Here is an 18,769-nt window from a genome sequence, read left to right as displayed (position 1 = left end):
CAGACCGTGGTAGGACGCCGGGCACGGGCAGACTGGGGGCATGAGCGTCGACCCGACCTATGACGTCGTCGTCCTCGGGGGCGGCCCCGTGGGCGAGAACATCGCCCAATACGCCACGGAGGACTCCGGTCTGACGGCCGTCCTGGTGGAGCGCGAGCTGGTGGGAGGCGAGTGCTCCTACTACGCGTGCATGCCCAGCAAGGCGTTGCTCCGACCCATCGAGGTGGCGTCCACCGCGGCCCACCTCGGTGGTGTGGCCCGTCCCCACCTCGACGTCACGGCGCTGCTGGCGCGGCGGGACGAGTGGGTGTCGCACTACGACGACTCGGGGCAGGTCGACTGGGCCGAGGGCGCGGGCATCGACGTGGTGCGCGGACATGGCCGCATCACCGGTCCCCGCACCGTGGAGGTCGCGCGGCAGGGTCAGGCGCCGCTGGTGCTGCACGCCCGCCACGCCGTCGTGATCGCCACCGGCAGCAGCCCCGTCGTGCCCGAGCCGTATGCCGCCGCCCAGCCGTGGGGTTCTCGGGACGCCACGGGCGTGGTGGAGGTGCCGGAACGGCTGGTAATCGTGGGTGGCGGTGTCGTCGCGTGCGAGGCCGCGACCTGGATGGCGGCCCTGGGCTCGCGCGTCACGATGCTGGTCCGCGGCGACCGGCTGCTCGGCGGTGCCGAGCCCTTCGCGTCCGACGCCGTGCTCGAGGCCCTGCGCGGGGCCGGCGTCGACGTGCGCCCGGGCGTCGAGGTGACGGAGTGCCGCCGTGACGACGCCGAGGACACGGGCCTCGGCCGCGTCCACGGCGGGACCGTTCGCCTCACGATCGTTGGTGGGGCAGAGGAGGTGGTGGCCGACGAGCTGATGCTCGCCACGGGACGACGCCCGCGCCTCGACGACGTCGGGCTCGAGACGGTGGGGCTGGACGCGGACGCCCTTCTCCGTCATACGAGCTCGTCCTCGGACGGCAGCCGGGGAGAGGTGCCGGACTGGCTCATGGCCGTGGGCGATGCCAGCGGGGAGGCGCCGCTCACGCACTGGGGCAAGTACCGCGCCCGCGTCCTCGGCCAGCGGCTGGCCGCCCGCGCCACCGGCGCAGAGCCCGAGCCCGAGCCGGAGGAGGTGCCCGTGCCGCAGGTGGTGTTCACCGATCCGCAGGTGGCATGGGTGGGCCTCACCGCGGCCCAGGCCCGGGAGCGCTACGGCGAGGCTGAGGTCGAGGTGGTCGAGGTCCCCTTCACTGGGGCAGCCGGCGCGGCCCTGCTCCGCGACGACGCCTCCGGCACAGCCTCCCTCGTCGTCGACCGCGGCTCACGGATGGTGGTGGGTGCGACCTTCGTGGGTCCGGACGCGGGAGAGCTGCTCCACGCGGCGACCATCGCCATCACCGGCCGGGTCCCCGTGTCGGTGCTGCGGCACGCCGTCCCCAGCTATCCCACCGCCAGTGAGCTCTGGCTGCGACTGCTCGAGGAGCTGCCGCGAGACCTGCGCCGCTGAGGGCCACCCCCACGGCACCGGACGCCGATCGACCGCAACCCTCGGTAGGCTCCTTGCCTGGTGCGCAGGCTGCTGGATCCGGTCGAGGTCCCCTTCGCCGCCGAGGTGTGGCACTGGCGCGGGCCCGCCCCGTTCCACGTCGTGTCCGTTCCGGCAGGGCTGGCCGACGTGCTCGGCGAGGTCGCACCCCTCGTCAGCTACGGCTGGGGGATGGACGCGCGCTGACGACCCCCGCTGGAGGTGCCTCGGCTGCCACACTGGTTGACGGATCAACCCCACTACCAGGAGCGCACCGTGAAGATCGGCATCATCATCGGATCCATCCGCGAGGGCCGCAAGGCCGAGGCCGTCGCCCGCTGGGTGCTCGAGGGCGCCCAGGCTCGCGGCGACGCGGACTACGAGCTGATCGACCTCAAGGCCTTCGACGTCCCTCTGCTCACCAGCGCCACCGTCCCCGGCGCGGCCAAGAAGCAGTACGACGACGAGCGGGTCACGCGCTGGAGCCAGGCGATCGACGCCTGCGACGGATTCGTCTTCGTCACCCCGGAGTACAACCACTCGGTGCCGGGCGCGTTCAAGAACGCTTTCGACAGCCTGGGTGGCGAGTGGATCGGTAAGGCGGTCGGTTTCGTGTCGTACGGCGCCGACGGCGGTGTGCGTGCGGTCGAGCACTGGCGCACCTCGGTCGCCAACTTCCAGATGGTCGGGGTGCGGGCTCAGGTCGCGCTCGGGCTGTTCACCGACTTCGGCGACGAGGGCCTGGGTCCGCTCGACCGCCGCCCCGCCGAGCTTGCCGGCATGCTCGACCAGCTCGTCCCCATGACTGGGAAGCTTCGCGGCTGAGCGAGGGGGCGCTTGCACCGAGTGCATTTGGTGCACTGGGTGCAAGGAGCGTAGGCTCGTCTCGTGAAGAACCGACGCGACCTCGCCAAGCGAGAGACTCGGGCGGCCCTGGTCGACGCAGCGATCGAGATCGCTCGGGCAGAAGGCCTGGGTGCCCTTACCGCCGACGCCGTCGCAGACCGCGCGGGCGTCTCCCGGCGCACCTTCTTCAACTACTTCCCGACGACGGACGCCGTCCTCGCGGTTCCGTCCCTCGACTTCCTCGCGCGGGCGATCTCGGACTTCGAGGCCCGGCCATGGGACGAGCCTGTGCCGGCCGCGGCCGCCGAGGCCCTGCTGCACGACGCCGACCCCGGGGAGCTGGCTCGCCTGGCCGACGTCGTCAACCTGTGCCGCGGCGACGAGGGTGCCCTCCGGGTCGAGCGCGACGTGTGGGGATCGGCGGAGGAGCGCATCGCCGAGGCCCTGGCCTCGCGCCTTCCCGACGGAGCAGAGCCTCTGCGTGTGCGCGTGCAGGCCTCGATGATCGCGGCGGCCGGCCGTGCGGCCGTGCAGGCGTGGGCCGACGAGATCGAGGGTGTCGATCCTCACCGCCTGCCCTCGGGCGCTGTCGATCGTTTGCGCGCCCTCCTCCTCCAGGCCATGGGCTACCTCGCCGACGGCTTCCACGACGGACGCTGACGCGCCCGCGACCGTCCTCCCGCTGACCCTCCTCACGATCGAAGGTTCCACACATGGCCACCCTGCTCTACCGCCTGGGCCTCCTCTCGGCCCGCAAGCCCTGGGCCGTGATCATCGCCTGGCTGCTGCTGCTCGGCGGTGTGTCCGGGGCGGCCGCGGCCTTCCGTACGCCCCTCAGCAGCACCATGACCGTCGAAGGGCTGGAGTTCCAGCAGACCCTCGACACCCTCAAGCGGGAGATCCCCGACGCGGCGGGCGGTATCGGGACGGTCGTCTTCCGCACCGAGGCGGGACGCTTCACCCCGGCCCAGCAGGCCGCCGTCGCCAAGGCCGTCACCGACTGGGAGGCGCTCCCGCAGGTGGCGGACGCCATCGACCCCTTCGCCACGCAGAAGCAGCTCGACGAGGCGCAGCGCAAGACGGCCGACGGCCAGAAGCAGCTCGACGCCAGCGAGAGCAAGCTGCGCGCCGGCGAGGCCGAGCTGGCCAAGGGCCAGGGTCAGGTCGACGGGGCCGCCAGGCTCGGGCTGCTCAAGGGCCAACAGCTGACGGACGCGCGGGCCAAGCTCGCGGCCAGCACCAAGCAGCTCGCCGACGGACGCGCCCAGCTCGAGCGCGGCAAGCGCGAGCTGGCCCTCGGTCAGCGCGAGGTCGCCCTGACCAAGGACACGAGGTTCGTCTCCGCGGACGGCACCGCCGCCATGACGCAGGTGCGCTTCAAGGACGAGATCCACAGCGTCTCCCCCGAGCAGCGGCAGCAGGTCACGGCCCTCGAGGGGCAGCTGGCCAAGACCGGCGTCAAGACCTATTTCGGCAAGGAGCTCGTCGAGGACGTCTCCAGCGTCATCGGCCCCGGCGAGATCATCGGCATCGTCATCGCCGCCATCGTCCTGATGGTCATGCTCGGCACCCTCGTCGCGGCGGGCCTGCCCCTGCTCATGGCCATCGGCGGCGTCGCGCTGGGCACCGGCGCCACGCTGGCGCTGAGCAAGGTCGTCGAGCTCAACTCCGTGACACCGGCCCTCGGCCTGATGATCGGTATCGCCGTCGGCATCGACTACGCCCTCTTCATCGTCAACCGGCACCGCGAGCAGCTCAAGACCGGCATGGGTCGGACCGAGTCGATCGCGCTCGCCGTCGGGACCGCCGGCAACGCCGTGACCTTCGCGGGGATGACGGTGTTCATCGCGCTGGCCGCGCTCGCCGTGACGGGTATCGGCTTCCTCGGCACCATGGGCTTCGCCGCGGCCGGGACCGTGGCGTGCGCCGTCCTCATCAACCTCACCCTGCTGCCGGCCCTGATGTCGCTCGCGGGCCACCGCATGCTGCCGCGGCGGACGTGGCGCAAGCACGGCTTCAACGCCCGCGGCGAGTCCCTGACGGACGAGCACCCGCGCGACGCCGAGCACGCCGACCGTGGGTGGGGGGCGATCGTCACGCGTCACCCCTGGCCCGCGATCGTGGCCGGTCTGGCTCTCGTGGCCTTCCTGGCTGCCCCGGCCGCCGGCTTGCGCCTCGGTCTCCCGGACGGGGGGTCGGAGCCTCAGTCGTCCACCGGCTACCAGGCCTACGCCACCATCGGCGAGAAGTTCGGCGAGGGCGCCAACGGACCCATCGTCGCCGTCGCCACGCTGCCCGCCGGGCTCGACGAGCTGGCCGCCAAGGACCGCCAGCTCGACGTCGCCGAGGCTCTCAAGCTCAACTCCGGCCTGGTCAGCGTGATGCCCGCCGGCCTCAGCAAGGACGGGCGCACCGCGGTCTACCAGGCCATCCCCAAGAAGGGCCCGGCCGACCAGGCGACGGTGGACGCCGTCCACCAGATCCGCGAGGACGCGCCCTTCATCAAGGAGGTCACCGGGGCCGACGTCAAGGTGACCGGGCAGACCGTCGCCAACATCGACATCTCCCAGAAGCTCGCCGACGCGCTGCCGCCCTACCTGCTGATCGTCGTCGGACTGTCGCTGGTGCTGCTGCTCATGGTGTTCCGCTCGGTGGTGGTCCCCCTCATCGCGACCGGAGGCTTCCTGCTCTCGCTGGCCGCGGCGTTCGGCGGCGTGGTCGCCGTCTACCAGGAGGGGACGCTCGGGTCGATCTTCGGGGTCACCAACCCCGGCGCCATCCTCAGCTTCCTGCCCATCCTGCTCATCGGGGTGCTGTTCGGCCTGGCGATGGACTACCAGATGTTCCTCGTCTCGGGGATGCGCGAGTCCCACGTCCACGGCGAGGACGCACGCCGGGCCGTGCGGACGGGCTTCAGCCACGCGGCCGCGGTCGTGACGGCGGCGGCGATCATCATGGTGTCGGTCTTCGCGGGCTTCGTGCACGCCGAGCTGACGATGATCCGCCCGATCGGCTTCGGCCTGGCCCTGGGCGTCCTCATCGACGCCTTCCTGATCCGGATGACGCTGACGCCCGCCGTCATGCACCTGCTCGGCGAGCGCGCGTGGTGGATGCCTCGCTGGCTCGACCGCATCGTGCCGGACGTCGACGTCGAGGGCGTCAAGCTCGTCGACAAGGTGCAGGGGCACCCTCACGCCTGATGCGGGGGCCGGTGCGCGAGCGGCCGGGGTCGGTTGAGACCATGGAGTCTCGACCGCCCCCGGCGCATCCACCCCTAGGAGCGTGAGCCCCCATGCGCACCCGAGCCCTCACCGTCGCCGCCCTCTCGCTGGCCCTCGCCCTCGCGGGATGCTCGAGCCAGACCGCCCGGAACGCCTCCTCCCAGAACGCCGCGACCGCGACCCCCAGCGCGGCTGCGTCGTCGTCAGCGTCGGGGTCGACCCAGGGATCCGGCGCGGCGGCCGGTGACGCCCAGGCCTTCCTGGCCCGCAACGGCCTCGCCGGCAAGGACGTCAAGGCGATCGTGTCCGAGCTGGACCGCAGCCAGGACGACAAGGCCAAGGGGCTCAAGGGCTCGGTCCGCCAGGGTGAGCTGCAGCTGACCGACGCCTCCGGCGCCACCGCCGCGCTGCCGATCCCCAGCGACTCCTTCTACCTCTCGATGGCGCCCTACGTCTCGCAGACGCACGAGTGCTTCTACCACCACCTCACCGGCTGCCAGGGCGAGCTCGCCGGCAAGGCCATGAAGGTCACCATCACCGACGCGGCCGGCAAGGCCCTCGTGGACGAGCAGGTCACGACCTACGCCAACGGGTTCGTGGGCTTCTGGCTGCCCCGCGACGTCACCGGCACCATCACGGTGGCGTATGACGGAAAGACGGTGAAGGCACCCTTCGCCACCGACGGCACGAGCCCCACCTGCGTCGCGACGCTCCAGCTCGCCTGAGGCCCCCACCAGCACCGCGCCGCGGTCGAGGCGCTGGAGCCATGTGAGCCGTCGGACCCTCGGGGCCACGTGAGTCGCGTGAGGCGCTCGCGGCGTGCGTCCGGTCGCCCGTCGTAGGTCCCGGTCAGCGGATCGTCGCCGAGCCAGGCCGTGACCCGGGTGCCGCGCTCGCCCCGTGGCGGCCCCAGCCCAGCTCCCGGGGCCGTCGCCCGGCGCGGGGACCACCACCCGCGCCCGTCGCAGGTCAAGGACGGGCAGCTCGGTCATGCCTCATCCTCTCAGGCGCGATGGGGGCAGGTACGGCCGCGCAGTAGCGTGGACCCCACGCACCCCGACCTCCCGGAGGCTCCCGATGATCCACCCCGTCAAGGCCGCCGCCCGTCTGATGCTGGGCTCCCTGTTCGTCATGGGAGGTCTCAACCAGCTCAAGGACCAGACCTACACCGGCGGGCTGCTTGACGCGGCCCGGCAGCGCTACGGGCTGCCCGACCTCGCCGCCCCGGCCGACCTCGTGCGGCTCAACGGCGCCGCCATGATCACCTGCGGTGCGTCCTTGGCCCTGGGCATCGCGCCGCGTGCCTCGGCGCTCGCACTCGCGGCCCTGCTGCAGCCCACCAACGTCGTGGGCCACGCGTTCTGGTCGATGGACGACCCGCGCAAGGCCTTCGTCGAGCGCAACCACTTCATGTCCAACGTCGCGATCACCGGCGGTCTGCTGGCCGTCGCCGCGGACTGACGACCGCTCGTCCCGGAGACGTCGAAGGGCCCCCGAGCAGCGTGCTCGGGGGCCCTTTCGCCGACGCTTGACGCCAGGGCTCGACCTCGGTCAGGCGAGGGCCGTCTCGGCGGGGAGGTCCGGCTCGCCGTGGCGGCGCCGGTCGCGTCGCGCGAGCGTGTCGACGACGTGCGCGATGGCCCCGTCTCCGGTGACGTTGGTGGCCGTGCCGAAGGAGTCGATCGCGATGTAGGTCGCGATCATCAGGCCGACCTGCCCCTCGTTGAACCCGAGCTGGCTCTGCAGCAGCGCCGTGGCCGTCATGATCGCGCCGCCGGGGACGCCGGGGGCGGCGACCATCATGATGCCCAGCAGCATGATGAAGCCGATGATGGTCCCGGTGTGGATGGGGAGGCCGTAGAGGAGCATCACAGCGAGCGAGAAGCAGGTGATCTTGAGCGTCGAGCCGGCCAGGTGGATGGTCGCGCACAGGGGGATGACGAACGATGCCACGGGCTCCGAGACGCCGGAGCGGATGGTCTGGCGCAGCGTCACGGGGATCGTCGCGGCGGAGGACGAGGTGCCGAGGGCGGTGGCGTAGGCCGGGAGCAGCTCTCGCAGCATCCGCAGCGGGTTGCGGTGGGCGATGGCGCCCGCGACGGAGTACTGGATGAGCAGGAGGACCACCGTCAGGGCGAAGACCATGAGGATCACGCCGAGGAAGGTCGTGATGACGTTGAAGGTCTCGCCCGCCGCGGTCATGTTGAGGAAGATGCCGAAGATGTAGAGCGGCAGCAGCGGGATGATGATCGCGGTGATGACCTTGTTGATGATCTCGCGGAACTCGACGAAGCCGCGGTGGATGACGTCGCCCTTGATCGTGGTGAGCGCGACACCGATCACGAAGGCCAGGAGCAGGGCGGTCATGACGCCGAAGGCCGGGGCCATCTCGACCTTGAAGTACGGCGCCAGCAGGGAGTCCTCGGGGTTGGTGACCGAGCCGACCTTCTTGTCCGCCAGCAGGCCGGGCAGCACCGCCATGCTCACCCCGAAGCCGAGGAGCCCGGCGAACAGGGTGGAGCCGTAGGCGATCGCGGTGGTGACGGCGAGCCACTTGCCGGCGCCCGCGCCGAGCTCGGAGATGGCCGGGGCGATGAGCCCGAGGATGATCAGCGGGATCACGAAGCCCAGGAAGTTGCCAAACAGCCCGTTGACGGTCACGAAGACCCGGGTCAGCCAGTCGGGGAAGAAGAGCCCGCAGACGATGCCGAGCACGATGGCGATGATGATCTTGGGTAGCAGGCCGATGCGGCGGCCGGGTGACGCGGTCATGCGCCGAGCCTAGGCCGGGTCGGTCGGCGTCTGCGCGCGGGGCGAGGGTCAGGGGCTGAGCAGCTGGTGGAGCGCGGATCGGGTGGCGTCCGGGTCCAGCTCGACCTGGCCCGTCATGAGGTGGAGGATCGTCCCGTCCATGAGCGCCGACACCGTCATCGCGACCCGGAAGGGCGCCGGGGTGCCCACCGCCTCCACGAGCTCGGCGAGGCCTGCGACCTGACGGCGACGGTGCTCGGAGAGGTGGACGCCCCCGTCGGAGGCGAGGGCGAGGCGGGCCCGCGTGTGGACGCCGCCGTCCTCGAGGGCGGCCACCCGGATGAACTCGACCAGGAAGGTCACGAGGTGGTCCACATCCTGGACATCGGATCCGGGGGCGATCTGGTAGTAGGCCTGGAGGTCCCGCGCCTCGATCTGCAGCAGGATCGCGTCCACCAGGGACTGCCGCGTCGGGAAGTAGTTAGCGGTGCTGCCCAACGGGATTCGCAGCGCCCGGTCGATGGAGCGGTGAGACAGCCCCCTGGTGCCGCCCTGGGCGAGGAGCTGGATGGCGGCCTCCAGTACGGAGGTACGACGATCGGGCATGGACCCATTATCGGCACAACGGGTGTTGTATCCTATCCCGAGAGCCGGGCTTCCCAGGAGGACGCCCGGTCGGGCGCGCGAGGGGGAGGCGCCCGGCCGGGTCCTTCACGGGGAGCCCGGTCGACTGCGTCCTGAGGGCCGGCGTGTGGATGCTGTCGGCTGGATCTCGGCGCCGGAGAACCGGTTACGGGCGGGGCGGGAGCCGCAACGAGGAGTCCGCGAAGCGATCCTCCAAGAACCTGCTCCTGGCGGCGAGCGTCTCCGCGTCACCGGCATAGATGGCCGCGGCGATCTGCTCGATCTGGGTCTCGATGATGCCGAGCTGGTGGAGGAGCTCCTCGTGGGCCGTCCGCCGCCCCTCGGCGCGGTGCCGCATGGCGAAGGACCGCGGCAGGTTGGCATAGGTCTCGAGCGCGGCCGGCAGGTAGTCGTCGACGATGCGGCCGACGACGAAGAACCGGTCGGACTCCGCGGTGAGCGAGTCCGCGCGGACCAGCACCTCGGACAGCCCCTCCTCGATCCGGCCGTATGCCGTGAGCACGTCGTCGGGCAGGCGATTGTCGTAGCGGCGCACGCGCGCTCCGAGCTCGGCGAGGTGCCCTTGGAGCTCCGCGGCCTGGGCCCGGGTCGACGCGAACCCGGACGGCGCGAAGCTGGCGCGCTCGCGCGGGCTCAGCAGCGCCCCGATCCCGTAGGTCCCCGCGACCACGAGGGGCCACAGCGGTCCGGCGACGCCCGTGGGGACGGTGGCGCCGAGCGCGCCGAGGGCTGCGACCGACCCGACGATGTTGCGCGTCGAGCCCAGGTAGCGGGCGAACCGGGAGCCGAGGTTCTCGGACCTACTGGTAGCCACGGATCTCCTTGAAGATGGCGGGCAGCGACGAGGTGCGGGCGTCGAACACCTTGCCGTGCGTGCGGGTGGCGATCTCGCGCAGCTCGTCGGCGTCGGACTCCCCGAAGAGCACGGTGAACGTCGGGACGGCCTTCGCCTCGTCCGGGAGGCCGTCATACGTGCGCAGGAACTGCGCCGCGTCGATCCCTGCGGTCTTCTCGCCGTCGGTCATCAGCACCACCGACGTGAACGTGTCGGGGTTGGCCCGCACCTGCTCGCGCGCCGTCTGGTACGCCCGGTCCAGGGCGGAGTAGATCGCCGTGCCCCCGGCGGGTTGCAGCGCCGAGACCTCACGGTTGATGGCCCCGAGCTGAGCCTTGGGGTCACGGGGGTCGAGCTGCACCGACTCGGCCTGTCGGGCCTCGTCGCTGAACGGGATCACGGTCACCCGCTCGCGGGGGCGGAAGGTCGTGAACTGCTCGGTGCCGGTCACGTCCTGCCCGGACAGGGTGGCGAACGCGCGCTTGAGCTGGGTGATCCGGTCACCGTTCATGGACCCCGACACGTCCAGGACGTAGATCGTCTGGCTGGGTCGCCGCACCTCGTCGAGGTAGGTGGCGATGAGCCCGTCCGCGGTGCTGCGCTGGGCCGGGAACGGCAGCTCCACGAGCAGCTGCCGACCGAAGGCGGGGTCGAGCGGCACGCCCGGCACGACGGGTCGACGGTGCGTGCGCTGCATGATCGCCCGCTGGGCGTCCGGGGTGCGCAGCCAGTCCGCGAGCTTCTGGTAGGCGCCGCGCTTGGCCTGGGCCGTGGTCAGGAGGGACAGCGGGTAGTCGGCTGACACGACCCCGTCCTTGGGGCGGACGAGGGTGAGCCGGCTGGACGCCGTGCTCTCGCCCTCGCCCAGGCCCAGCAGCACCGACTCGTAGTTGATCAGTCCGTCCACGGACCGGCTCGAGCCGCCGGAGCCGCTCTGCCCGTTCGCGCTCTGCTCGAGGAAGCGCTCGGCGAGCCAGCCCGACGACCCCGAGGTAAGCCTCTGCCCGGAGAAGAACTGGGTCAGCTGCGGCTTGACGGCCGCGACCCGTCGGCCGTCGATCGCCGATCCGCCCCCGGCGAGCGCCGTGGCGACACCGACCAGCGCGGAGAAGCCGCTGTTGGAGGTGGCGGGGTTGGTCATGCCGTAGGTGAACTTCTTGGCCGCCGCGGCCTGGGAGATCTGCGCCCAGGTCGGCGGCGTGCGGTCCCACCCGAGCTCGGTGGCCTTGGCGGGGCGGACGCCGAGGACCACGGGGGAGGCCATGACCTTGGTCGAGGACGCCAGCGCCTGGTTGCCGCCGGGCAGCAGCCCGAGGTAGCGGTTGGAGGAGAACCAGGTGGCGTCGTACGACCGGCCCGCGGCGCCGGAGGCGACCTGCTCGGCGCCGTCGAGGGTGCCTGCGTAGTGGAGCTCGACGGTGACTCCGGTGGCCTGCCGCGCCTCCTCCAGGATCGGGGCCATGTCCTTGACCTCCGATCCCGCCAGGAGGCGCAGGGTCGAGGGGTCGGCGGCGGAGGCCGACGAGGCGCTGGCCGTCGACCCGGTGCGGTCCGGCGTGGACTCGCAGGCCGCTAGACCGAGCGAGCCGACGACGCCCACGACGAGGACGGCGGCGGTGCCTGCTGCGCGATGGAACCTGTGCATCGTCGATCCCCCTCAGCCGTAGAGCTTCTCGACGCCGGTGATGAGCGACTCGAGCACCTCGTAGGTCGGGGGCTCGATGACGTCGACCAGGTCGGGGGGCGGCGCCACCCCGGCCTCCTTGAGCACCGAGGTGAGCACGGCGCGCTGCTGCGGCCGGAAGCCGTAGCGGGCGGCGGCCCGGACCAGCTCGGGGTCCGAGGTCAGCAGGCGGCCGACCTGGCTCCCGGTGTCCCCCAGGGCGACCAGCGTGTGCTTGGACAGCACGTCAGGGGTGGGATACAGCAGGACCATGTCGGGGGTGATCGAGCCGTCCTTGCGGATCTGGCGGTCGAGGAACTGCGACTCGTAGATGAGCACCATCGGCGTCTTGCCCATGCCGGCCGACAGGTAGTCCTCGAAGGGTCCCTCGCTCGACCCGCCGACATACCCCTGGTCGAGGAAGAGCGGCGACACCTTGGGCACGACCTGGGCCGCGGCCGTCGAGGACGGGACCACGCGCCCGCCGTTCGCCACGTAGCTGGTGAGGGCGAGGTACATCGCGGCGGAGTTGGACCGCCGGACGTCCGTGGTGGTGATGAGGACGTTCTTGCCGGCGGGGTAGGCGTCGTTGCCGGGGATCTGGTCCCAGCGGGTGCCCTTCTGCGCCAGCGCGTAGTACTTGGCCATGCTGATCGTCTGGGCGCCTCCCGGCCCGCTGGTGACGATGCCCTGGCGGCGCAGGACGTCCACGATCGGTCGGTAGGACGCCACCGCGATGGGCGAGAAGAACGGGGAGTAGGTGCCCTTGGACTTGCCTGCACGACGGATCCGGTCGGCCGCCGGGACCGACGAGGGGAACGCGAAGTCGTAGGTGGCCAGGTCCGTCATGGCCGCGATGTCACGTGATCCCACCGGGGTCACCTGGACGTCGAGCCCGTGCCGGGCGAAGGCCTGACGCACCGTGGCGTCACGGAAGAAGGCCTCCTTCTCGGACCCCACGGCGCCACGGACCGTCCTGAGCCCCGAGGTGGTCGCGCCGGCAGCTCCCGCCCCGTTGCCGGATCCCGCCCCCGGGTCGTCCCGGCCGATCCGGGGCCCGAGGACGACCGCGAGCACCACCCCCACCGCCAGCAGCGCAGCCAGCGCCACGCCCACCATGCGCTTCATGCGGGTCCCCCTGCCCGTCGTGCCCCCCGGGGCGATGTCCGTGCTGGTCATGCCCGTGGGACGCCATGCTGTCGGACTTCGCCCCGCAGGGGCAGGGGGGTTCACTCAGAGTTCATCCGGTTGACAGGTCCCGCCGCCGGTAGCCGACCAGGCCGACGGCCATCAGGGCCAGGGCGACGAGCAGGCTCACGACGATCGGCGTCCACGCCAGCTGCTCTACGGGCAGGCGGGGGAGCGGGGCGAACGGCGTGGCTCGGACGAGCGCCTCGGGCAGGCCCATCACCTCCCCCAACCAGGACATGGCCAGCGACCAGCCGACGACGAGCCAGGGAACCAGGCCGAGCCGGGGCAGCCAGCCGTGGAGGGCGACGGCCAGCCCCAGGACGAGGAGGACCCCGGGCAGCTGGGCCAGGCCCGCCCCGGCGAGGGTGACGGCGAGACCGAGCCCGTCGCCGGCGACGACCTGCGGCAGCGCCATGAAGAAGCCGAGCCCGACCAGGACGAGGGTGGGGACGAGCACGGCTGCGGCGACGTGGCTGACGAGCAGCTGCGGGCGGGAGACCGCCGTCGACAGGAGCAGCTCGGCGTGGCCGCGCTCCTCCTCGCGGCGCAGGACACCGAACAGCTGCAGGGCGAGCAGCGCGACGATCGGCACGAGGATGCCGATCATGGCGACGTAGAACGCGTCCTGCAGGTCCTGCGCCCCGGCGCCCATCCTGCGGAATCGCTCGGCGAGCACGGGGTTGTCGGCGAGCAGCGTGCTGAGGCTGGACGCGAGGGTCCCCATGCCGTAGGCGAAGATCGCCAGCCCGATCGACCACGAGACGACGGTGGTGCGGTCGAGCCGCCAGGTCAACGACGGGGCGTCGCGCAGGGAGCGCGAGGCGTCGGCCGGCCCAAGGGCAGCCGGTCGCAGCCCCGCGCCGTGGTCTCGCCGTCCCTCGAGGACGAACGCCAGGGCCACCAGGGCAGCCGTGAGGGCGGCCGGCAGCAGCAGGACGAGCCAGCGCTCGTCGGCATACGGTCGGGACAGGGCCGGCCAGTCCAGCGGGCTGGCCCACTGGAGCCCGGTGATCATCGGGTCGGAGCCGTCGGCGACGGCTCGCAGGCCGTATGCCGCGCCCAGCGCTCCGAGGGCGAGACCTCTTGCGCCTCGCGCCGACTCGGTGACCTGCGCGGCGACCGCGGCGACGCCGACCCACACCGCGGCACCCAGTCCCACCGCGAGGCCGAGGGCGACCGACCCGATGACGTCGCCGCTGGGACCGGCCATCGCGGCACCGGCCAGCAGCCCGACGGCTGCGCACCCGGCGAGCGAGACGAGGGCGGACGCGGCGAGCGGGGCGTGCCGACCGACGGCTCCCGACCGCAGGAGCTCGAGGCGACCGTCCTCCTCCTCGGCGCGGGTGCCCTTGACCACGCCCAGGATCGCCATGATCCCGGCGAGCGCGATCGCGAAGGTGCCGACCCGCCACATGACGAACGGGCCGACGTTCAACAGGTCGAACGGCGGACCGAGGATGGCCCGCATGGTCGGGTTGGCGGCCAGGGTGCGCGCCATCTCGGCGCCCGCCGCGGTGTCGGGCACCGACTGGCGGTAGGCGCCGGCCGTGGCGGGGAAGATCGCGACCAGGCAGACGATCCAGGCGAGCCACGACCAGCGGGTCCGGCGCACGAGCGCGCGCGCGAGCAGCGAGGTGCCGGTGATCGCGGTGTCGCCGCCACGGCCCTGGCGCGGCGTCCGTTGCGTGCGGTGCCGCGGCGGGAGGGTGGCGGTGCTCATCGCTCGGCCCCCTCGTAGTGGCGCAGGAAGAGCTCCTCGAGCGTGGGGGGCGTGCTGGTGAGGGCGCGGACGCCGAGCGGGCCGAGGCGCGCCAGCAGGTCGGACAGGGCGTGGTCGTCCACCTGGCAGGTGAGGCGGTCGCCCTCGACGACGGGGTCGTGAACCCCGGGCATGACGGAGAGGTTGCCGTGGTCGAGCATCTCGGGGTGCTCGACCACCGCCGTGACCTGGGTGCGGGTGAGGTGCCGCAGGTCGGCGAGGGTGCCGGACTCGACGATGCGGCCGGCCTTGATGATGCTGACGTGGTCGCAGAGGAGCTCGACCTCGGACAGGATGTGGCTCGACAGGAGCACTGTCCTGCCGCGCTGACGCTCGTCGCGGATCTCGTCGGTGAACACGCGCTCCATCAAGGGGTCGAGGCCGCTCGTCGGCTCGTCCAGCAGGAGCAGCTCGACGTCGGAGGCGAGGGCGGCGACGAGGGCGACCTTCTGCCGGTTGCCCTTGGAGTAGGTGCGGCACCGCTTGCGCGGGTCGAGCTCGAAGCGCTCCAGCAGGTCGGCCTTGCGCCGCGGGTCCAGGCCCCCGCGGGCCCGCCCGAGCAGGTCGATGGCCTCGCCGCCCGACAGGCCGGGCCAGAGGCTGACGTCTCCGGGGACGTAGGCGAGGCGCCGGTGCAGGGCGGGTGCGTCCTGCCACGGGTCCATCCCGAGGACGCGGCTGGCCCCGGAGTCTGCGCGGAGCAGGCCGAGCAGGACCCGGATCGTGGTGGACTTGCCGGCGCCGTTGGGCCCGAGGAAGCCGTGGACCTGACCTGTGGCGACGGTCAGGCAGAGACCGTCGAGCGCGGTCGTGGGGCCGAAGGTCTTGGTGAGGTCCACGACCTCGAGGGCTGGTGCTGGGGTGATCTCGTCACCGCTCATTGCTGACTTCTCCCTAGAGGTCCGGGAACGGACCGATGACTCGACACTACTCATCATTCAGATGTTTGTGAAGTCTCAGTTACATATGTATGAGTTGAAGGCTTCGGGTAGTGTGGGGCTGTGACAGACATGAGGGCACGAGACGAGTTCGTGGACCGGCTGGCGGATGTCGGAGCGTCGGCGGGCATGCCCCGGATGTCGGCTCGCGTGCTGGCGCACCTGCTGACCCTGGACGACGGCAGGGCGACGTCGAGCGAGCTGTCCCAGTCCCTCCAGGCCAGCCCGGCGGCGGTGTCCGGGGCGGTGCGATATCTCGAGCAGCTGACCCTGGTGCGCCGGACCCGGGAGCGCGGGTCGAGACGCGACCACTTCGTGCTGGACCGGGGCATGTGGGCCGGCTACATGGTGCGCGGGCTGGAGGTCCTGGACCTGTGGTCCAGCGTGCTGAGGTCCGGCGCCGAGGCGGTCGGGCAGCGCAGCCCTGCAGGATCCCAGCTGGCAGAGGACGCGGAGCTGTTCACCTACCTCGGAGCCGAGCTCAAGGACGCGATGCGGCGCTGGCAGGAGACCCACCCGCGCTGACGGGGGCTTCTGCCGGGGCTCCTGACCGGGGGCTGCTGGCGGGGGCTTCGGTCAGGTGCCGGGCTCGCGGGCCACCTGCGCGCCACCGCGCTGCTTGGCGAGGTACATCAGCTGGTCGGCGCGGTCGAGGCCGTGCTGGAAGTCGCCGTCGCGCACCGTCGTCACGCCGATGCTGGCGCGCACGGGCTCACCGTCCCGCACGGCTCCGAGCCGGGTGAGACTCTCGAGGTCGTCCGCGAGCGATCCACCGACCCCGGCGGGACGCACGACCACGAACTCGTCGCCGCCGTAGCGGGCACACAGGTCCTCGGGCCTCGCCGCGGCGCGCAGGGCCGCCGCGAACTGCCGCAGCACGGCGTCGCCGGTCGCGTGCCCCCGGCTGTCGTTGACGGCCTTGAACCCGTCGAGGTCCGCCAGCGCCACCTGCGCGGCCGGCTGGTCCGGCGGCGTCGCCGTCATCTGCTCGCCCACGTCCCACAGGTGCAGCCGGTTGTGCAGCCCGGTGAGGACGTCCCGGGTCGTCATCTCCCGCACCTGCTCGTGGTTGCGGCGCAGGTCGGCCATGGCCGCGCGCAGGCCGTCGGCCCGCTTGGTGGCCTGCCGCGCGAGCTCCTCCGCGTCGCGGGTCCGGTGCCACACCTCGAGGGCGAGCACAGCGGTGCGGGCCTGCGAGGCGTGACAGGTGAGGATCGCCTCGGAAAGCCGCCGCGATGCCTCCAGGGCCCCCCGCAGGTCGCCAGCGCTCTCCCGCAGCCCCACGAGGTCATCCAGCAGCTCGATCTGGAAGGGGAGGGACACCCGGGGGAGGACGGCGTCGATCAGGGCGCACCCCCCTTCGGGGTGACCCTGCACGCCGCTGATCACGGCTCGGGTGCGGACCACGCTGATGGCGTTGGTGACATCGCGCATGGAGGCGGGGTCCGGCAGGTCCCGGGCCAGCTCGAGGGCGCCCTCCGTCTCGCCGAGCTCCAGCCGCGTGCGCACGCGCACCGCGCGGATGTGGTGCCCCAGCTCGGGCCAGCCCTTGCGCGCGAGCTCCTCGGCCGTCGCTAGGCCGGGGATCTCGGGCGCGAGGCGGATGCCGTGGCGCAGCTGCACGTCGTGCAGGTTGCTGATGGCCAGCGCCTCCATGGCCATGGACTCGGTGCTCGCCGACGGCGTGTGCTCCTCGCGGAAGGTCCGCGCCAGCTCAATCGCCTCGAGGTAGAAGTGGCGGGACTGGTCGGGGCTCGCGAACTCGAACGCGTTGCCCAGGTTGGTCAGCCCGCGGGCCAGGCCCACGGTGTCGTCCTCCTCCTCCGCGAGGCGGCACTGCTCCCGGTGGGCGGCCACGCCCTCCTCGACGAGGCCCAGCTCGACCAGCACGACGCCCTGGACGCCCCTGGCACGGGAGCGCCAGCCCCAGGCGAGGTGCGGGGTCTCCAGGATCTGCGACACCATCGTCAGCGCCTCGTCGAGCCGCTGCTCCCGCCAGGCGAGGAAGGCCTCGAGGACGAGCCTCTCCGGCGAGTGGGGGACGATCGCGAGGCCGTCGGCGAACGCCGCAGGATCGACGTACCTCCAGGACCAGACGCGCTCGAGACGTCGGACGTCGTCGGGGCTCGCTGACATGCGGACAGAATAGGTTGAGCCTTCATCGACGTCCCGGTGATGTCCGCACCTGGTGCTGGGAGCTGACGCGAACACCCTGTCGGTGCCGCTGGCTAGGCTGGGACCGACGGCACGGCCACCGTGGTTCGTGCCTTCGCCGGAGGAGATCCGCATGACCGAGCACACGACACCCTGGCCGGCGGGCACCCCCTGCTGGGTCGACCTGATGGCGATCGACCTGCACCGGACCCAGCGCTTCTACGGCCAGCTGCTGGGCTGGGAGTTCACGGACTCCGACGAGCAGTACGGCGGCTACGGCAACGCGACCGTGCAGGGGCAGCCCGTGGCCGGGCTGTCGCCGACCATGCCGGGCCTCGAGGCCTCCCCGCACGTGTGGACCGTCTCCCTGGCCACCGACGACGTCGAGGCCACCGGCGGTCGCGTCCAGGAGGCCGGCGCCACGACGATCTTCGAGCCCATGCAGGTGGGCCCGTTCGGCCGGATGGGCCTGTGGAGCGATCCCACGGGCGCCGCCTTCGGGGCGTGGGAGTCGTTGGAGCACACGGGTTTCCGGATCCTTGACGTGCACGGAGCCCCGACCTGGCTCGACCTCATGACCCCCGACTACGTGGCGGCCCAGGACTTCTACTCGCGGACCTTCGGGTTCACCTACGAGGAGATCGGGATGGGCGACGGCGCGTACTCCATGTTCAGCGTCCCCGGCGGCGAGCGTCCCGCCGGTGGCATCGGCCAGACGGGTGCGGACCAGACCGGCGGCGGCGAGGGTGTGCCCTCGGCCTGGACCGTCTGCTTCCAGCACGACGACGTCGACGGCGCCGCGGCACTGCTGCCCGAGATCGGTGGCTCCGTGCTGCAGGAGCCCTGGGACTTCGAGCACGGGCGGCTGGTCGCCGCGGCCGGCCCCGACGGCGAGATCTTCACGCTGCTCACCCCTCCTCGTGACTGAGCTTCGCCCGGACTGCTCGCGCTGCGCCGGCCTGTGCTGCGTCGCGCTGCCCTTCTCGCGCGGTGCGGACTTCCCCGTCGACAAGCCCGGCGGCGTGCCGTGCGGCAACCTGCTCATCGACGACCGCTGCGGCATCCACGACCGGCTGGCCGAGACGGGCTGGCGCGGCTGCGTGACCTTCGACTGCTTCGGCGCGGGTCAGCGCGTCATGCAGGAGACCTTTCGCGGACGCACGTGGCGGGACGACCCCGACCCGGGTCTGCCGGCGCGGATGTTCTCGGTCCTCCCGGTCGTGCACCAGCTCCACGAGATGAGCTATCTCCTCGCG

The 18,769-nt window shown here is 72.0% G+C and carries 17 protein-coding genes and 1 pseudogene; 10 read left to right on the top strand and 8 right to left on the bottom strand.

Translation table 11 applies throughout. The features are described 5' to 3' along the window. The first annotated feature begins 40 nt into the window (after positions 1 to 40). From B2P18_RS02620 to B2P18_RS02590, 7 genes are all read left to right on the top strand, one after another. Entirely contained in the window at positions 41 to 1,492 is a 1,452-nt protein-coding gene (locus B2P18_RS02620; protein WP_286955742.1) for a dihydrolipoyl dehydrogenase family protein, read from the top strand. 60 nt (positions 1,493 to 1,552) lie between these two features. Then, on the top strand, positions 1,553 to 1,717 hold the full coding sequence (locus B2P18_RS02615; RefSeq protein WP_286955741.1) for a DUF1905 domain-containing protein: 165 nt from the start codon (positions 1,553 to 1,555) through the stop codon (positions 1,715 to 1,717). A gap of 69 nt (positions 1,718 to 1,786) precedes the next feature. Then, entirely contained in the window at positions 1,787 to 2,335 is a 549-nt protein-coding gene (locus tag B2P18_RS02610) for an NADPH-dependent FMN reductase (RefSeq protein ID WP_286955740.1), read from the top strand. 63 nt (positions 2,336 to 2,398) lie between these two features. Further along, the gene (locus B2P18_RS02605) at positions 2,399 to 3,016 is read left to right on the top strand and encodes a TetR/AcrR family transcriptional regulator (RefSeq protein WP_286955739.1); all 618 of its coding nucleotides are present in this window, start codon (positions 2,399 to 2,401) and stop codon (positions 3,014 to 3,016) included. 53 nt (positions 3,017 to 3,069) lie between these two features. Next, entirely contained in the window at positions 3,070 to 5,556 is a 2,487-nt protein-coding gene (locus B2P18_RS02600; protein ID WP_286955738.1) for an MMPL family transporter, read from the top strand. A gap of 92 nt (positions 5,557 to 5,648) precedes the next feature. Further along, positions 5,649 to 6,302, top strand: a complete 654-nt coding sequence (locus B2P18_RS02595) for a CueP family metal-binding protein (protein ID WP_286955737.1) — start codon at positions 5,649 to 5,651, stop codon at positions 6,300 to 6,302. Positions 6,303 to 6,654: 352 nt separating this feature from the next. Next, positions 6,655 to 7,038, top strand: a complete 384-nt coding sequence (locus tag B2P18_RS02590) for a DoxX family protein (protein ID WP_239265862.1) — start codon at positions 6,655 to 6,657, stop codon at positions 7,036 to 7,038. A gap of 90 nt (positions 7,039 to 7,128) precedes the next feature. On the opposite strand, the gene B2P18_RS02585 is transcribed toward B2P18_RS02590, so the two are convergent. The 7 genes from B2P18_RS02585 to B2P18_RS02555 all read right to left on the bottom strand — a co-directional run bounded on the left by B2P18_RS02585 (position 7,129) and on the right by B2P18_RS02555 (position 15,302). Beyond that, the gene (locus tag B2P18_RS02585; RefSeq protein WP_286955736.1) at positions 7,129 to 8,349 is read right to left on the bottom strand and encodes a dicarboxylate/amino acid:cation symporter; all 1,221 of its coding nucleotides are present in this window, start codon (positions 8,347 to 8,349) and stop codon (positions 7,129 to 7,131) included. 48 nt (positions 8,350 to 8,397) lie between these two features. Then, complete coding sequence (locus B2P18_RS02580) at positions 8,398 to 8,934, bottom strand: TetR/AcrR family transcriptional regulator (RefSeq protein ID WP_286955735.1); 537 nt, start codon at positions 8,932 to 8,934, stop codon at positions 8,398 to 8,400. A 184-nt stretch (positions 8,935 to 9,118) separates the two neighbouring features. After that, positions 9,119 to 9,787, bottom strand: a complete 669-nt coding sequence (locus B2P18_RS02575) for a hypothetical protein (protein ID WP_286955734.1) — start codon at positions 9,785 to 9,787, stop codon at positions 9,119 to 9,121. Next, positions 9,774 to 11,453 (bottom strand): vWA domain-containing protein, encoded by a 1,680-nt coding sequence (locus tag B2P18_RS02570; RefSeq protein WP_286955733.1) that lies wholly within the window; start codon positions 11,451 to 11,453, stop codon positions 9,774 to 9,776. Before B2P18_RS02570 ends, B2P18_RS02575 begins: the two co-directional genes overlap by 14 nt. A 12-nt stretch (positions 11,454 to 11,465) precedes the next feature. Further along, on the bottom strand, positions 11,466 to 12,650 hold the full coding sequence (locus B2P18_RS02565; protein WP_205621787.1) for a hypothetical protein: 1,185 nt from the start codon (positions 12,648 to 12,650) through the stop codon (positions 11,466 to 11,468). Between the two features lie 61 nt (positions 12,651 to 12,711). Beyond that, positions 12,712 to 14,382, bottom strand: coding sequence for an ABC transporter permease (locus B2P18_RS02560; protein ID WP_029210213.1), 1,671 nt, complete (start codon positions 14,380 to 14,382; stop codon positions 12,712 to 12,714). Then, a complete protein-coding gene (locus B2P18_RS02555) occupies positions 14,379 to 15,302 on the bottom strand; it encodes an ABC transporter ATP-binding protein (RefSeq protein ID WP_286955732.1) in 924 nt (307 codons plus the stop codon). The genes B2P18_RS02560 and B2P18_RS02555 overlap by 4 nt, the downstream gene beginning before the upstream one ends. A 129-nt stretch (positions 15,303 to 15,431) precedes the next feature. Between B2P18_RS02555 and B2P18_RS02550 the strand changes: the two genes are divergently transcribed. After that, positions 15,432 to 15,884 (top strand): GbsR/MarR family transcriptional regulator, encoded by a 453-nt coding sequence (locus B2P18_RS02550; RefSeq protein WP_029210211.1) that lies wholly within the window; start codon positions 15,432 to 15,434, stop codon positions 15,882 to 15,884. Between the two features lie 51 nt (positions 15,885 to 15,935). Here the strand turns inward: B2P18_RS02550 and B2P18_RS02545 are convergent, their stop codons facing one another. After that, positions 15,936 to 17,495 (bottom strand): GGDEF domain-containing protein, encoded by a 1,560-nt coding sequence (locus tag B2P18_RS02545; protein WP_029210210.1) that lies wholly within the window; start codon positions 17,493 to 17,495, stop codon positions 15,936 to 15,938. A 151-nt stretch (positions 17,496 to 17,646) separates the two neighbouring features. Between B2P18_RS02545 and B2P18_RS02540 the strand changes: the two genes are divergently transcribed. Next, positions 17,647 to 18,441 (top strand): VOC family protein, encoded by a 795-nt coding sequence (locus B2P18_RS02540; RefSeq protein ID WP_286955731.1) that lies wholly within the window; start codon positions 17,647 to 17,649, stop codon positions 18,439 to 18,441. Next, positions 18,434 to 18,769: pseudogene (locus tag B2P18_RS02535) on the top strand (pentapeptide repeat-containing protein); the annotation flags it as partial. The gene B2P18_RS02540 and the pseudogene B2P18_RS02535, both read left to right, overlap by 8 nt.

The organism is Arsenicicoccus sp. UBA2120 (assembly GCF_002330965.1).
Lineage (GTDB): Bacteria > Actinomycetota > Actinomycetes > Actinomycetales > Dermatophilaceae > Arsenicicoccus > Arsenicicoccus bolidensis.
This window is presented reverse-complemented; position numbering and strand designations above follow the sequence as displayed.